The following is a 14383-nucleotide window of genomic DNA, read 5'->3' as shown; positions in this document are numbered from 1 at the left end:
TTACTTAAGAATCCGCCGCAGCAATAAAGTTTCAGCTGACCCGCCGCATCACCAAGCTGGCATTCGTCCCACCGAATCCGAAAGAATTCGACAGCACGACATCCACCGGCTTCCGCTTCGCCTCGAACGGCACCAGATCGATCTTGGTGTCGACCGAGGGGTTGTCGAGGTTGAGCGTCGGCGGGATCACGCCGTCGCGCAGGACGAGGATCGAAAAGATCGCCTCGACCGAGCCGGCGGCGCCCAGCAGGTGGCCGACCGAGCTCTTGGTGGACGACATGGTGGCGTTCGCGGCGGCGTCGCCCAGGAGGCGCTCCACGGCCTTCAGCTCCAGCTCGTCGCCCATGGGCGTCGAGGTGCCGTGGGCGTTGATGTAGCCGATCTCGGCGGGCGAGATCCCGGCCCGCTTCACCGCCGCGCTCATGCAGCGGAAGGCACCGTCGCCGTCCGGGGACGGGGAGGTGATGTGATAGGCGTCGCCCGAGAGGCCGTAGCCCACCACCTCGGCGTAGATCCGCGCGCCGCGGGCCTTGGCGTGCTCGTATTCCTCCAGCACCACGATGCCGGCGCCCTCGCCCATGAGGAAGCCGTCGCGGTCGCGGTCGTAGGGGCGCGAGGCCTTCTCCGGCGTGTCGTTGAAGCCCGTGGTCAGCGCCCGGCAGGCGGAGAAGCCCGCGATCGACAGGCGGTTCACCGGCGATTCGGCGCCGCCCGCCACCATCACGTCGGCATCGCCGAGCCCGATCAGGCGGCTCGCGTCGCCGATGGCGTGGGCGCCCGTGGAGCAGGCCGTCACCACGGCGTTGTTCGGACCTTTCAGCCCGTGGGCGATCGAGACCTGGCCGGAGGCGAGGTTGATGATCCGGCCCGGGATGAAGAACGGCGAGATCCGGCGCGGGCCCTTCTCGTGCAGGGTCACGGAGGCGTCGTAGATGCCGCCGATGCCGCCGATGCCGGAGCCGATCAGCACGCCGGTGGCGCACTGGTCCTCGTGGCTCTTCGGATGCCAGCCGGCATCCTTCAGCGCCTCGTCGGCCGCCGCCATCGCGAAGACGATGAACGGATCGACCTTGCGCTGCTCCTTGGGCTCCATCACCGCGTCGGGGTTGAAGGTGCCGTCGGTGCCGTCGCCGAACGGGACCTGCGCGGCGATCCGGCAGGGCAGGTCGGCGGATTCGAAGCCGCGGATCGGGCCGGCGCCGCTGTCGCCCGCGATCAGCCGGCTCCAGGTGTGCGCCACCCCGCTGCCCAGCGGCGTGACCATCCCCAGACCCGTGACCACCACCCGCCGCATCGCACTCGTCCCGTCTTGAGGCGCATCCGGGCCGCCGCCGGAGCGCATCGTCTATAACTGCCGGAGGCGGATTCGGTCCCGACGGGACGCATCACGCCTGCGCGCCTTGAAACGCATGACGGCGCGGGGGCTGTTTCGCCTCACCCGCGCCGCGTGAACCGAAAAATCCCGGCGCCTGAGAGCCTCTCACGCAATTCCCGCTGCGCTGTCGCGATCAGAGGGAGAACTCCCGGTGCCCGGGAGTTTCGTGAGCAGCTCTTAGGCGGCGGAGTTCTTCTCCAGGAACTTCACGGCGTCGCCGACCGTCTGGATGGTCTCGGCCGCATCGTCCGGGATCTCGACGTTGAACTCTTCCTCGAAGGCCATCACCAGCTCGACCGTGTCGAGGCTGTCGGCACCGAGGTCGTCGATGAAGTTGGCGCTCTCGACCACCTTCTCGGGCTCGACGCCCAGATGCTCGACCACGATCTTCTTCACGCGCTCAGCGATATCGCTCATCGGTCTTCCGTCCTCGTCCTTTTGGTCTGTCAGTCTTCTCGGGGTGGTGCTTGGCCGCGTCGCGCCCCTGCGGGCTTGTTGAGCGGCCAGTGTCCGATCGCGCGTGCTTCTGACGGTGAACCGGCAAGGTGCACCGAGATGCCCCCACCGGGAGGCCCTTGGACTGAAAACCCGCTGAACCGTCAACCCCCTGCGCGGCTGCGGGGGGTTGGTAGCACAGGGCTCCCGCCCTGGCGAGGGCCCGTTCAGAAACCCTTCACCGGTGTGGCGTTTGCGTGCCGGAGCACTTGATTCCCCTTGGTTTGGAGGCGGCCAGGACCAGTATAAACATCCTAGTACATCGCCATACCGCCGTTCACGTGCAGCGTGTGGCCGGTGACGTAGCCGGCTTCCGCGGAGGCGAGGTACAAGCAGGCCGCCGCCACCTCGGCGCCCTCGCCGAGTCGCCCGGCCGGCACCCGGGTCAGGATGCCCTCGCGCTGCTTGTCGTTGAGCGCATCGGTCATCGGCGAGGTGATGAAGCCGGGGGCGATGCAGTTGACCGTGATCCCGCGCGAGGCGACCTCGGCGGCGAGCGCCTTGGTCAGGCCGACGAGCCCGGCCTTGGCGGCGGCGTAGTTGCCCTGGCCGGGATTGCCGGTCGAGCCCACCACCGAGCCGATATTGACGATCCGCCCGAAGCGGCGGCGCATCATGCCCTTCACGGCCGCCCGCGACAGGCGGAACGCGGCGGTGAGGTTGACGGCGAGCACCTGCTCCCATTCCTCGTCCTTCATCCGCATGAACAGGTTGTCCCGGGTGATGCCGGCATTGTTCACGAGGATGTCGAGGGGGCCGATCGCGGCCTCGGCGGCCGGGACGAGGCCTTCGACCGAATCCTTGTCGGCGAGGTCGGCGACCACCGGGCTCGCGCGCGCGCCGAGTTCGGCGGCCAGCGCCTCCAGGGCGGCCTGCCGGGTGCCCGAGAGGGCGACATGCGCGCCCTGCGCGTGCAGCGACCGGGCGATCGCCTGCCCGAGGCCGCCGGTGGCACCCGTGACGAGGGCCTTGCGGCCGGTGAGATCGAACATGCAGGGCTCCTCTTAAAGTCGTCCGGTTTCGAAAGGCCGAGGCCTTCTGCGGGTGCAGGGCAAAGCCCGACATCGGGGCTCCGCCCCGACACCCCGCCGAAGGGCTTGGCCCTTCGGAAAACCGTTACAGCGCGAAGGCCGCGACGTCGGCCGGCGTGCCGATCGCGCTGGCCGCAGCCTGGGGGGCGATGCGCTTGACGAGGCCGGTGAGCACCTTGCCGGCGCCAAGCTCATAGAATTTGTCGACGCCCGCTTCCGCCATGGCGGCGATGCTCTCGCGCCAGCGCACCGTTCCGGTGACCTGCGCGACCAGGGCCTTGCGGATCGCCTCCGGATCGGAGACCGGCGCGGCCGTCACGTTGGCGTACAGGGTGACGCGCGGGGCGTTCAGGGGCACGGCGGCCAGCGCCCTGGCCATGGCCTCGGCGGCCGGAGCCATCAGCCGGCAATGGAACGGCGCCGAGACGTTGAGCAGCACGGCGCGCTTGATCCCGCGGCCGGCGGCGAGGCCGATGGCCCGCTCCACCGCCGCCCGGTCGCCCGACAGAACGACTTGACCGCCGCCGTTGTCGTTGGCCACGTCGCAGACCACGCCGCCGCCGGCTTCCTGAGCGGCTGCTTCGGCGACATCTCGCGCTGCTTCGAGATCGGTTCCGATCAAAGCCGCCATCGCTCCGACACCCGGCGCCACCGCCTCCTGCATGGCCGCGCCGCGCAGGCGCAGGAGTTTTGCGGCATCGGCGATCGTCAGGCTGCCGGCGGCGGCCAGAGCCGCGTACTCGCCCAGGGAATGGCCGGCCACGCAGGCGACGTCGCGGGTCAGGTCCAGGCCGCGCTCGGCCTCCAGCACCCGCAGCACCGCGAGGCTCGCCGCCATCAGGGCCGGCTGGGCGTTGGTCGTGAGGGTCAATGCCTCGGCCGGCCCCTCGAACATCAGGCGCGACAGGTTCTGGCCCAGCGCGGCATCGACCGCGTCGAGCACGGCCTTCGCCTGCGGGAACGCCGCCGCGAGGTCCCGCGCCATGCCGACCGCCTGGCTGCCCTGGCCGGGGAAGATGAGTGCGCGCATATCCGGTCTTGATCGCTCCGCGGCGCGCGAGCGCCGCCCGTGTCGGCTGAACCTCTGGAATGGCGGGCGGACTCGCACCCGTTGCCGCAGGTGTCAACAATGCGCCGCACCATGCAGCGGCCCCGCCGGCGGGCGTGCGCCCTGCGCAAGCCGCTGTGCTTGTTGCACAACGGCATCCGGTGTACGGTGCGCCCATACCCGACATCACCCGTCGCTCAAGCCCAAGGAGCCGCCCCGCATGGCGCGCGTCACCGTCGAAGATTGCATCGAGAAGGTCGAGAACCGGTTCGAGCTCGTTCTGCTGGCGAGCCACCGCGCCCGCCTGCTGGCCGCCGGCGCCCCTCTCACCGTCGACCGCGACCGCGACAAGAACCCCGTCGTGGCCCTGCGCGAGATCGGCGACGAGACGATCACGGCCGACGACCTCAAGGAGCAGCTGATCCACTCGATGCAGAAATACGTCGAGGTGGACGAGCCGGAGGCCGAGACCGTGCCGCTGCTGTCGAGCTCGCCGGCCGCCGCCGCGGTGGCGCCGCAATCCTCCAGCGACGATGCGGCTCCCCAGTTCGACCGCATGAGCGAGGAAGATCTGCTGCGCGGTCTCGAAAACCTCGCCCCGCCGGTCGAGACCGACGACGAGGGCGAGTGAGCCGGAAGACGTGGGCCTGGACGCGCACGACCTGACCACGACCGGGCCCGGCGGAGACGCCGGGTTCTCTCGTTCCGAGGCTGCCCCGGCGACGAACGGCACGTCCCCGCCACAGGGGGCTGGCGCCGAGACGGCGGTTGCGGAACAATCGCGCGTGATCCCGACCCCGCGTCCCTCCCAGGAGCCAGCCCCGTCCCGGCGGATGATGCGCCAGTACGAGCTCGTCGAGCGGGTCAAGCGCTACAACCCGACCGCCGACGAAGCGCTGCTGAACCGCGCCTACGTGTACGCCATGCAGGCGCACGGCACGCAGAAGCGCGCCTCGGGCGACCCGTTCTTCGCCCATCCGCTCGAAGTCGCCGCGATCCTCACGGATCTCCACCTCGACGACGCTACCATCGTGGCCGCGGTCCTGCACGACACCGTGGAGGACACCGAGGCGACGCTTGAAGAGATCCGCCGCCTGTTCGGGCCGGAGATCGGCGCGCTGGTCGACGGGCTGACCAAGCTCAAGCGGCTCGACCTCGTCTCAAAGCAGGCCGCGCAGGGCGAGAACTTCCGCAAGCTGCTGCTGGCGGTCGCCGCGGACGTGCGCGTTCTGCTGGTCAAGCTCGCCGACCGCCTGCACAACATGCGCACCCTCCAGCACATGCGGGAGGACAAGCGCCACCGCATCGCGCAGGAGACGCTGGACATCTACGCGCCGCTCGCCGGCCGCATGGGCATGCAGGAGCTGCGCGAGGAGTTGGAGGATCTGGCCTTCCGCAACATCGAGCCGGAGGTCTACGCCACCATCACGCAGCGGCTCGCCCGGCTCACCGCCAAGTCCGAGAGCGTGGTCGAGACCATCGCACAGGTGCTGACCGAGAAACTCGGCGCGCAGGGCATCACCGCAGAGGTCAACGGCCGGCAGAAGCGGCCGTTCTCGATCTGGTCGAAGATGGAGCGCAAGTCGGTCGCCTTCGAGCAGCTCTCCGACATCTTCGGCTTCCGGGTCGTCGTCGATACGGTGCAGGCGTGCTACGCGGCGCTCGGCATCGTCCACACCAGCTGGCCGATGGTCCCGGGGCGGTACAAGGACTACATCTCGACCCCGAAGCAGAACGATTACCGCTCGATCCACACCACGGTGATCGGGCCGAAGAGCCAACGCGTCGAGTTGCAGATCCGCACCCGCGCCATGGACGACATCGCCGAGTACGGCATCGCCGCGCATGCCCATTACAAGGAACTCGGTCAGGAATTCGGGAAGGAGCCGGTTCGCCGCGAGGGCGAGGGCAGCGTCCACCCGAAGCTGGCGGCCGAGAGCGGCGCCTATCAGTGGCTGCGCCGGACCATTGAGCTGCTCGCCGAGGGCGACAGCCCGGAGGAGTTCCTGGAGCACACCAAGCTGGAGCTGTTCCAGGATCAAGTGTTCTGCTTCACCCCCAAGGGCCGTCTGATCGCGCTTCCGCGGGGCGCGACGCCGATCGATTTCGCGTACGCGGTCCACACCGACGTCGGCAACACCGCGGTGGGGGCCAAGATCAACGGCCGGATGGCGCCGCTGCTGCACGAACTCGCCAACGGCGACGAGGTCGAGATCATGCGCTCGGACGGCGCCTCGCCGCCGGCCGCCTGGGAATCCCTGGTGGTGACCGGCAAGGCCCGGGCGGCGATCCGCCGGGCGACACGGGCTGCGGTGCGCCGGCAATATGCCGGTCTCGGCCGCCAGATCCTGGATCGGGCCTTCGAGCGCGCCGCCAAGACCTTCTCGGAGGACAAGCTGCGCGGCGCCCTGCCACGGCTCGCCCGCGCCACCACCGAGGACGTGTTCGCCGCCGTCGGGCGCGGCGAGATGTTCTCGGGCGACGTGGTCCGGGCCGTCTATCCGGACCACCGCGACGAGCGCCGGCCAGCCGCCGTACCGGGGCCGGCCGGCGGTGCCGGCCGCCTCGTGCGCTCCGCCGACCAGACGATGCGGCTGACCTTCCCGGGCGCCGACGGCAAGGACGGAGTGGCCGAGGGGCGCAGCGACGCGATCCCGATCCGCGGCCTTGCCGGCGATCTGCCGGTGACCTTCGCGCCGAATGGTGGCGCCGTCCCGGGGGACCGGATCGTCGGCATCCTGACCCCCGAGGTCGGCGTCACCGTCTATCCGATCCAGTCCGCGGCGCTCGCCGCTTTCGACAACGAGCCGGAGCGCTGGCTCGACGTCCGTTGGGACACCGAGGCGCTCGGCGGAGAGCGCTTTCCCGCCCGGCTGGCGCTCAAGTCGATCAACGAGCCGGGGGTGTTCGCGCAGATCGCTCAGGTGATCGCCGATCATGACGGCAACATCGATAATATTTCGATGAAGCGGCGCACGCAGGACTTTACCGACATCACCATCGATCTGTCGGTCTGGGATCTTCAACACCTGAATGCAATCATTGCAGAACTGCGCGGCAAGCGTGCTGTGAACAGCGTGGAGCGTGTGAACGGTTAGGCCCACCCGCTGGGTTGCGCATCTCAAGTTGACGCTCTCAACGTCAGTAAGTCTTCCGAAAACGGTCGGCCATCTGACAAAGATGGATCTCCGCGACTGTACTGCCCGTTATCACCGATGTTTACCGCAACAAGGCCGCCGTTAAGCTTGACACGGACGCATTTGAGACGAATGGTCGAATTGCCCGGGCGACGGTCACCGGAGAACGACCGCGCTTATCGCCCCGGATTGCAGAGCATAGCGACGGTCGATCGCGCCGATACATCCCCGGCCCGAGGCCGCGGTCAAAGCATGACCGTTTCTGAATATGATTTCCCGTCACCCCAAATGTTTCAGGAATTGAACTGTTCATGACAGCAAATCAACGCAGCGCAGTCTTTATCGACGGCGCCAATCTCTACGCGACCACCAAGGCCCTCGGCTTCGACATTGACTATAAAAAACTGCTCAAGGAATTTCAATCGCGGGAGAATCTTCTTCGCGCGTTCTATTATACTGCGATGATCGAGGATCAGGAATATTCTTCGATCCGTCCGCTGATCGACTGGCTCGACTATAACGGCTACCGCGTCGTGACGAAGCCGGTGAAGGAATTCACCGATTCCATGGGGCGGCGGAAATACAAGGGCAATATGGACATCGAGCTGGCGATCGACGCCCTCGAGCTCAGCGCCCATATCGATCATATGATCCTGTTCTCCGGCGACGGCGATTTCCGCTCGCTGGTCGAGGCGATGCAACGGCGCGGCGTCAAGGTGACGGTGATCTCCACGATCCAGACACAGCCGTCGATGATCGCCGACGAGTTGCGGCGGCAGGCCGACGAGTTCGTCGATCTGGCGAGCCTCGCGGGGCGGATCGGACGCGAGCCGAGCGAGCGGCCGGCGCGGACCGCGGGCGACTCGTCGAGCCGCTACCGCGGCGAGGGTCGTCCGAGCCCGAGCCTGGAGAACCGCTATGGCATCCGCCAGCCGGATTCCGAGGAGGAATAGCGCCTCAGGCGCCCGTTCCGCCGAGCCAATCGAGAACCTGCCGGGCGCTCTGGTCCGGCGGGAAGACCGGGTGGAACAGGTGCGTGACCACGCCGTCGTCGATCACCAGGGTGAGCCAGCGCAGCAGCACTTGGCCGCCGACCTCGAAGACCGGCAGACGCGCCGCCATCGCGAAGGCGCGGTGCGGATCGGAGAGAAGCGGGAACGGCAGGCGCAGCCGCTCGGCGGCCTCCCGCTGGTAGGCACTGGTCTGGGTCGACAAACCGTAGATCTGGGCGACGCCGTGGGCTTTCAGTTCGGCATGGCGGTCGCGAAAGTCGCAGGCTTGTGGCGTGCAGCCCCGGGCACCGGGGATCGCGTCCCAATCGGGCGTCAGGCCCGGCCGTCCCGGCTCGCCGGTTCGAGGATAGGCGTAGGCGATGGTGCGGCCGGAGAGCTTGGCCAGGGAGATCGTGCGCCCATCCGTGGCGGTCAGCGCCACGTCGGGCAGACGCATCCCGCGTAGGTGATCGGCTGCGCCGTCATCCGCGGGGACGGGGAGGTCCGCGGGCAGGACGTCGGGATTGGATGGCATGGGTCGCTCCGCTCGGAGACCATGAGCCTATCCCGATCTCGGGTCGGGCAGAAGAACCGTCCGTCGCTACCCCCGGTCCCGCAGCAGCCGCGCCCGGTCGCGCTGCCAGTCGCGCTCCTTGGCGGCCTCCCGCTTGTCGTGCGCCTGCTTGCCCTTGCCGAGCCCCAGCTCGACCTTCGCCCGCCCCTTGTCGTTGAAGTAGATCTTCAGCGGCACCACCGTGTAGCCCTGGCGCTGGGTCGCGCCGATCAGCTTGTTGATCTGGCGGCGATGCAGCAGCAGGCGGCGCGGGCGCTTGGGTTCGTGGTTGAAGCGGTTCGCCTCCAGATATTCCGGGATATAGGCGTTGAACAGCATCAGGTCGTTGCCGGAGGGGCCGGCATAGGATTCGCCGATCGTGGCCTTGCCGCCGCGCAGGGATTTCACCTCGGTGCCGGTCAGGGCGATGCCGGCCTCGAGGGTGTCCTCGATCGTGTAATGGTAACGCGCGGCGCGGTTGTCGGCGACGATGCGCCGGCCGGGCTCCGGTTTCGGGGCCATTTCTGTGTGACTCTCTCAGCCTTGCGGATCAGCCTTCGAGCAGGCCGGCATGCCGCAGGGCGGCGTCCACGATGCGCTTCGTGGGCTCGGTCACCGGCACCAGCGGCAGGCGCAGCTCCTCGGTCATGTGGCCGAGCCGGGCCAGCGCGTACTTCGCCGGCGCCGGGTTGGCCTCGGCGAACAGGCCGGTCTGCAGCGGGAACAGCCGGTCCTGGATGGTCAGCGCCTTGGCGTAGTCGCCCGAGAGCGTCGCCTCCTGCAGGTCGGCGCAGAGCCGGGGGGCGACATTCGCCACCACCGAGATGCAGCCGTGGCCGCCCTGGGCGTTGTAGCCGAGCGCCGTCGCATCTTCGCCTGAAAGCTGGAGGAAGTTCGGCCCCATGGCCTGACGCTGCTGGCTGACGCGGTCGATCTTGGCGGTCGCGTCCTTCACGCCGGCGATGTTCTTCAGCTCGAAGAGCCGGGCCATCGTCTCGACGCTCATGTCGACGACGGAGCGCGGCGGGATGTTGTAGATGATGATCGGAATGCCGACCGCATCGTTGACGGCCTTGAAGTGGGCATAGAGGCCCTCTTGCGTCGGCTTGTTGTAGTACGGCGTCACCACCAGGACGGCGTCGGCCCCGGCGCGCTCGGCGTGCCGCGCCCGTGCGACGGCTTCCGCAGTGGAGTTGGAGCCCGCGCCCGCCACCACGGGCACGCGCCCACCCGCCTCGTCGATGCAGGACTCGACCACCCGGTCGTGCTCGGCATGGGTCAGGGTCGGGCTCTCGCCGGTGGTGCCGGTGGGCACGAGACCGTGGCTGCCCTGCTCGATCTGCCAGCGCACGAACTTGCGGAAGGCGGCCTCGTCGAAGGCCCCGTCGCGGAAGGGCGTCACCAGCGCGGTGAGCGAGCCCCGCAGGCGGCTCCCGGTCATCTCGGTCATCTCAGGCGTCCCAAAGGGTCCCTATCGGGAATCCGGCGTTCTCGGCGCCGCGCGTGGTCCGCACCGTACGGGCGCGGACGGGCAGACATAGGCGGTCGGGCCACGGCGCGCAAACAGATCGTCGCGACGGTTAACGCGATCTTTATGGTCGCCGTCCGATCCTCACTCTTTCCCGCCCCGGTGATCAGCAGGGGGACATCGTGATCCGATCCGCCGCCGCGACTCTGGCCCCGAAGCGCACGTCTCTGGCTGTGGCCGCGCTCATCGCCACCGTCGGCGTGGCGCTGGCGGTCCCGGACGCCCCCGCGACGCAGCCGACGCCCCCCGCCAGCGACGCCGCCCTCTCGGCTGCGCAGATCCGCGGTGCGGAGGCCGGGAAGGCCGCCGACCCCGTCGCGGCCGACGCCTTGAAGCTCGATCCGGTCCACGCCTCCGGCGACGAGAAGGGCGAGGAACCCGCCCGGCCGCTGCCGGCCGCGGCCTCGGCCTATGCGTCGGCCGACCCGGACGCCCCGGTGGCCTTCCCGATGCCCGACGCGGCCGTCGCCCCGGCGGCCCCGGTCCCCGAAGTGCCCGACCCCGCGCGTCCAAAAATCTCCGGTGACACCGATCCGACGCTGCTGCGCGGCGCGATCGACCTCTACCGCAAGGGCCGGGTCGCCGACGGCGACCGGATGCGCGACGGCTTCACCGATCCAGCCGCGAAGGCGCTGCTCGAATGGGTGGCGATCCGCGCGGGCGCGGGCATCGGGTTCAACCGCACGATCGCGTTCGCCCGGGCCAATCCGGACTGGCCGGCCGGCCCCCTGCTGCGCCGCCGGGCCGAGGAGGCGCTGCTCTCCGAGCGGAAGCCCCCCGCGACGGTCCGCGCGTTCTTCGCCACGGCGAAGCCCGCAAGCGCGCCGGGCAAGTTCGCCCTGGCGCTGGCGCTCCGCGCCGACGGCTACGAGGCCGATGCCGCCGAGATGGTCCGCGACCTCTGGCGCGCCGAGAGTTTCGGGCGCAGCCTCGAGGCCAAGGTGCTCGATGCCTTCCCGGAGGCGCTCACCCGGGTCGATCACCGCTTCCGGATGGAGCGGGCGCTCCTGAAGGATGATTGGGACAGCGCCGGCCGGGCGGCCGGCTACGCGGGCGGCTCCTATGCCAGCCTCGTGCGCGCCCGCCGGGCCGTGGAGGACAAGTCGTCCGGGGCCGCAACGGCGCTTGCCGCAGTGCCGCCGTCGCTGCGCGGGGATGCCTCCTACATCTTCTCCCGGGCGCAGTATCTCCGCCGGGCCGACAAGCCCGAGGAGGCCGCCGCCGTGCTAGCCGCAGCCCCAACCAACCCGGACGTGCTGGTCGACGGCGACGAGTGGTGGGTCGAGCGCCGGATCGTGGCGCGCAAGCTCCTCGACCTCGGCGACGCGAAGACGGCCTACAGAGTCGCGAGCGCCCCGGCGGCACGCTCGCCGGAGAAGCGGATCGAGGCCGAGTTCCACGCCGGCTGGATCGCGTTGCGCTTCACCGGCGATCCGGCCGCCGCCGCACAGCACTTCGCCCGGATGGCCACCATCGCGGAGAGCCCGATCTCGGTGGCGCGGGCCGCCTACTGGCAGGGGCGGACGGCCGAGGCGCTCGGCCGGTCGGACGAGGCGAAGCGCGACTACGAGCGCGCCGCCCTGCAGCCGATCGCCTATTACGGGCAGGTGGCGCGGGCGCAGCTGGGCCAGACCAGCCTGCCCCTGCGGGCGCCCGCGGATCTCGAAGGGCCTGAACGGCAGGCCTTCGAGGGGCGGCTCTACATCCGGGCCCTCCGGATGCTGGGCGAGGCCGGCATCAAGGATCTCGCCCTGCCGCTCTACATCGACGCCGCCCGGGAGCTGTCCGACCCGCGCGAGATCCAGGCGCTCGGCGACCTCGCCACCGACATGAAGGATCCCCGCGCCCTGGTGGCGATCGGCAAGCTCGCGGTCCAACGCGGCCTGCCGCTCGACGCCCACGCCTACCCGACGATCGGGATCCCGGCCTACGAGACCTATACGGCAGTGCCGCAGGTGGAACGGGCCATGGTCTACGCGATCGCCCGCCAGGAGAGCCAGTTCGACCCCCGCGCCCAGTCGGGCGTCGGCGCCCGGGGCCTGATGCAGATGATGCCGGCCACCGCCCAGCGCACGGCACGCCGAGTTGCCGCCACCTACGACGTCGATCGCCTGACCAGCGATCCCGCCTACTGCGCCAAGCTCGGGCAGGCCCATCTCGGCGAGCTGATGGAGGATTGGCGCGGCTCCTACGTGCTGGCCTTCGCGTCCTACAACGCGGGCGGCGGCAACGTGAAGAAGTGGATCGACGCCTATGGCGACCCGCGCAAGCCGGGCGTCGACGTGATCGACTGGGTGGAGCGCATCCCCTTCACCGAGACGCGCAACTACGTGCAGCGGGTGATGGAGAACCTGCAGGTCTACCGCTCCCGGCTCGACAGCCGCAGCGCACTCCTGATCGACGGCGACCTGCATCGCGGGGCGCGGTAGCGTCGACGCCTTTGCGAGCGGATGAGCGCCGCCAGGACGCAACCCGCACGCCGCAGCGGCATAGCTTTTGGTTGTGCCTCCAGCGTGTGGCTCCCTAGAAGATGGTCCGGTCCCTGTTGACCGGGCCCGGGCGGGCCATCGCTGCCGAGAGGATCCTCATGCTGCATTCGAGATTGGGTTTCGCCCTCCTGCTGAGCACCGCGCTCGCGACCGCTGCGCCGGCCCTGGCTCAGGATGCCTCCACGGCCGAGCAGACGGTCGATGCGATGAACACGCTGTTCGGCAAGCATCCGGGCGCGCGGGCCAATCACGCCAAGGGCGTGGTCGCCGAGGGCAGCTTCACCCCGTCGGCGGAGGCCGCGAAGATCAGCAAGGCCTCCCTGTTCCAGGGACCGGCGGTGCCGGTGACGATCCGCTTCTCCGACTCCACCGGCGTGCCGACCATCCCGGACGGTGCAGCCAATGCCAACCCGCACGGGCTGTCGCTCAAGTTCAAGCTCAGCGACGGCTCGGACATGGACGTCGTCACCAACTCCCTGAAGTACTTCCCGGTCGCCACCGGAGAAGACTTCCGCGACCTCCTGAGAGCGGTCGCCGAGAGCGGCCCGGACGCGGCTCATCCGACCGCGCTGGAGCGCTTCGCCGCGGCCCACCCGGCCGCCGCTACGGCAGGCGGCACCGCCAAGACGCCATCGAGCTTCGCCCGGCAGACCTATAACGGCGTCAACGCCTTCATCTTCGTGGACAAGGACGGCAAGCGCCAGCCGTTCCGCTTCCGCATCGAGCCGGTGCAGGGCGAGGAGATCCTGCCGCCGGAGGAGGCGGCCAAGCGCGATCCGAATTATTTGATGGGGGAGATCGGGCCTCGCATCGCCAAGGAGCCGGCGAAGTTCCACGTCCTGGCCCAGCTGGCTGACGCCGGCGACCCGACCAACGACGCCACCAAGCCCTGGCCGAACGACCGCAAGACGGTCGATCTCGGTACGCTGACGGTCTCGCAGGCGGTGCCGAACAGCGCCGAGGCCGAGAAGGCGCTGCTGTTCATGCCGAACAACCTCACCGACGGCATCGAGGTCTCGGACGATCCGCTGATCGACGCCCGGGTGCAGGCCTACGCGGTCTCGTTCAGCCGGCGCTCGCAGTAACCGACCGGATCAGCGGGTGGTGCCGGCGGCCGGCGCCGAGGGCGGCTTCGCGCTGCCTTTCGGCGCCGTGTCGGCTCCGGTGCGAGCCCCATTCTGGGTGGCGCCGGTTCCGGTCAGTCCACCGGCGCCCATGCTGGTGGTGGGCGCGCCATCCTTGCGACCGGCGGCGGAACCGGCACTCTGGCCCTCCGCGGCGTGGGTGCCCCCCGCGGCGCAGGTTACGAGGCCGACCAGGAGGGCGGTGTGTGTCAGGCGTCTCACGGGACCTCCGCGGTTCATCGGCGAGGCGGGCTTGCCGGACCAACCGGGCTGCATCCGGGAGCGTTCCCCGGCGTGGGCGCTCTGGGATCACGGATCCCAAAGGGCCATGCCCTTTGGCGGGGTGTCCGGGCAGGGCCCCGACATCGGGGTCCCCCCCAACCCAGCAAGGACCTGCCCCGCCCCACCGACACGGCTCCCCAAGGGCCATGCCCTTTGGCGGGGTGTCGGGGCGGGGCCCCGATATCGGGCTCGGCCCGAACCCACGAAGGCAATGCCCTGCACCACAGAAAGGGCTCGCTCTTTCGCAACCCGGATAGGCGCCGCACGCAGCTCATCGATGGTCTACGCCGCCAACTCAGAACGCCGAGGAGGGGCCCCGCGACCGGACC

13 protein-coding genes are annotated in these 14383 nt (G+C 69.5%); 5 read left to right on the top strand and 8 right to left on the bottom strand.

Translation table 11 applies throughout. From position 1 onward, the window contains the following. Positions 1-31 precede the first annotated feature (31 nt). From fabF to fabD, 4 genes are all read right to left on the bottom strand, one after another. Positions 32-1294, bottom strand: a complete 1263-nt coding sequence (gene fabF, locus MKK63_RS10455) for a beta-ketoacyl-ACP synthase II (protein WP_244001350.1) — start codon at positions 1292-1294, stop codon at positions 32-34. A 258-nt stretch (positions 1295-1552) separates the two neighbouring features. Then, positions 1553-1792, bottom strand: coding sequence for an acyl carrier protein (locus MKK63_RS10450; protein WP_007559070.1), 240 nt, complete (start codon positions 1790-1792; stop codon positions 1553-1555). 332 nt (positions 1793-2124) lie between these two features. Continuing rightward, on the bottom strand, positions 2125-2862 hold the full coding sequence (fabG, locus tag MKK63_RS10445) for a 3-oxoacyl-[acyl-carrier-protein] reductase (RefSeq protein WP_244001348.1): 738 nt from the start codon (positions 2860-2862) through the stop codon (positions 2125-2127). A 124-nt stretch (positions 2863-2986) separates the two neighbouring features. Next, positions 2987-3931 (bottom strand): ACP S-malonyltransferase, encoded by a 945-nt coding sequence (fabD, locus tag MKK63_RS10440; RefSeq protein ID WP_244001346.1) that lies wholly within the window; start codon positions 3929-3931, stop codon positions 2987-2989. 238 nt (positions 3932-4169) lie between these two features. On the opposite strand from fabD, the gene rpoZ reads away from it, so the two are divergent. The 3 genes from rpoZ to MKK63_RS10425 all read left to right on the top strand — a co-directional run bounded on the left by rpoZ (position 4170) and on the right by MKK63_RS10425 (position 8039). Beyond that, entirely contained in the window at positions 4170-4580 is a 411-nt protein-coding gene (rpoZ, locus tag MKK63_RS10435; protein ID WP_244001344.1) for a DNA-directed RNA polymerase subunit omega, read from the top strand. A gap of 202 nt (positions 4581-4782) precedes the next feature. After that, a complete protein-coding gene (locus tag MKK63_RS10430) occupies positions 4783-7047 on the top strand; it encodes a RelA/SpoT family protein (RefSeq protein WP_244001410.1) in 2265 nt (754 codons plus the stop codon). Between the two features lie 350 nt (positions 7048-7397). After that, the gene (locus MKK63_RS10425; protein ID WP_244001342.1) at positions 7398-8039 is read left to right on the top strand and encodes an NYN domain-containing protein; all 642 of its coding nucleotides are present in this window, start codon (positions 7398-7400) and stop codon (positions 8037-8039) included. A 4-nt stretch (positions 8040-8043) separates the two neighbouring features. Here the strand turns inward: MKK63_RS10425 and MKK63_RS10420 are convergent, their stop codons facing one another. From MKK63_RS10420 to dapA, 3 genes are all read right to left on the bottom strand, one after another. Beyond that, complete coding sequence (locus MKK63_RS10420; protein ID WP_244001340.1) at positions 8044-8613, bottom strand: peroxiredoxin; 570 nt, start codon at positions 8611-8613, stop codon at positions 8044-8046. Positions 8614-8679: 66 nt separating this feature from the next. Further along, positions 8680-9153: an SsrA-binding protein SmpB gene (gene smpB, locus MKK63_RS10415; RefSeq protein WP_244001338.1), complete on the bottom strand. Its 474-nt coding sequence runs from the start codon at positions 9151-9153 to the stop codon at positions 8680-8682. A gap of 28 nt (positions 9154-9181) precedes the next feature. Then, positions 9182-10081, bottom strand: coding sequence for a 4-hydroxy-tetrahydrodipicolinate synthase (gene dapA, locus MKK63_RS10410; RefSeq protein ID WP_243925801.1), 900 nt, complete (start codon positions 10079-10081; stop codon positions 9182-9184). A gap of 200 nt (positions 10082-10281) precedes the next feature. On the opposite strand from dapA, the gene MKK63_RS10405 reads away from it, so the two are divergent. After that, positions 10282-12588 carry a lytic transglycosylase domain-containing protein gene (locus MKK63_RS10405; protein WP_244001336.1) on the top strand — a complete coding sequence of 769 codons (2307 nt, stop codon included), beginning with the start codon at positions 10282-10284 and terminating at the stop codon, positions 12586-12588. A gap of 158 nt (positions 12589-12746) precedes the next feature. After that, positions 12747-13733 carry a catalase family peroxidase gene (locus MKK63_RS10400; RefSeq protein ID WP_244001334.1) on the top strand — a complete coding sequence of 329 codons (987 nt, stop codon included), beginning with the start codon at positions 12747-12749 and terminating at the stop codon, positions 13731-13733. A 9-nt stretch (positions 13734-13742) separates the two neighbouring features. On the opposite strand, the gene MKK63_RS10395 is transcribed toward MKK63_RS10400, so the two are convergent. Further along, on the bottom strand, positions 13743-13994 hold the full coding sequence (locus MKK63_RS10395; RefSeq protein WP_244001332.1) for a hypothetical protein: 252 nt from the start codon (positions 13992-13994) through the stop codon (positions 13743-13745). Between the last annotated feature and the right edge of the window lie 389 nt (positions 13995-14383).

Origin of the sequence: Methylobacterium sp. J-088, assembly GCF_022829295.1 — a bacterium.
In the GTDB taxonomy this organism is placed as follows: Bacteria; Pseudomonadota; Alphaproteobacteria; order Rhizobiales; family Beijerinckiaceae; genus Methylobacterium.
Note: the sequence above shows the minus strand (reverse complement) of the source record. Positions and strands in the feature narration are given on the sequence as shown.

Bases quoted from the DNA above. Each gene is read 5' to 3' on its own strand.
- fabF (WP_244001350.1), bottom strand. From the start codon at position 1,294: ATGCGGCGGGTGGTGGTCACGGGTCTGGGGATGGTCACGCCGCTGGGC.
- MKK63_RS10450 (WP_007559070.1), bottom strand. From the start codon at position 1,792: ATGAGCGATATCGCTGAGCGCGTGAAGAAGATCGTGGTCGAGCATCTG.
- fabG (WP_244001348.1), bottom strand. From the start codon at position 2,862: ATGTTCGATCTCACCGGCCGCAAGGCCCTCGTCACGGGTGCCACCGGC.
- fabD (WP_244001346.1), bottom strand. From the start codon at position 3,931: ATGCGCGCACTCATCTTCCCCGGCCAGGGCAGCCAGGCGGTCGGCATG.
- rpoZ (WP_244001344.1), top strand. From the start codon at position 4,170: ATGGCGCGCGTCACCGTCGAAGATTGCATCGAGAAGGTCGAGAACCGG.
- MKK63_RS10430 (WP_244001410.1), top strand. From the start codon at position 4,783: ATGATGCGCCAGTACGAGCTCGTCGAGCGGGTCAAGCGCTACAACCCG.
- MKK63_RS10425 (WP_244001342.1), top strand. From the start codon at position 7,398: ATGACAGCAAATCAACGCAGCGCAGTCTTTATCGACGGCGCCAATCTC.
- MKK63_RS10420 (WP_244001340.1), bottom strand. From the start codon at position 8,613: ATGCCATCCAATCCCGACGTCCTGCCCGCGGACCTCCCCGTCCCCGCG.
- smpB (WP_244001338.1), bottom strand. From the start codon at position 9,153: ATGGCCCCGAAACCGGAGCCCGGCCGGCGCATCGTCGCCGACAACCGC.
- dapA (WP_243925801.1), bottom strand. From the start codon at position 10,081: ATGACCGAGATGACCGGGAGCCGCCTGCGGGGCTCGCTCACCGCGCTG.
- MKK63_RS10400 (WP_244001334.1), top strand. From the start codon at position 12,747: ATGCTGCATTCGAGATTGGGTTTCGCCCTCCTGCTGAGCACCGCGCTC.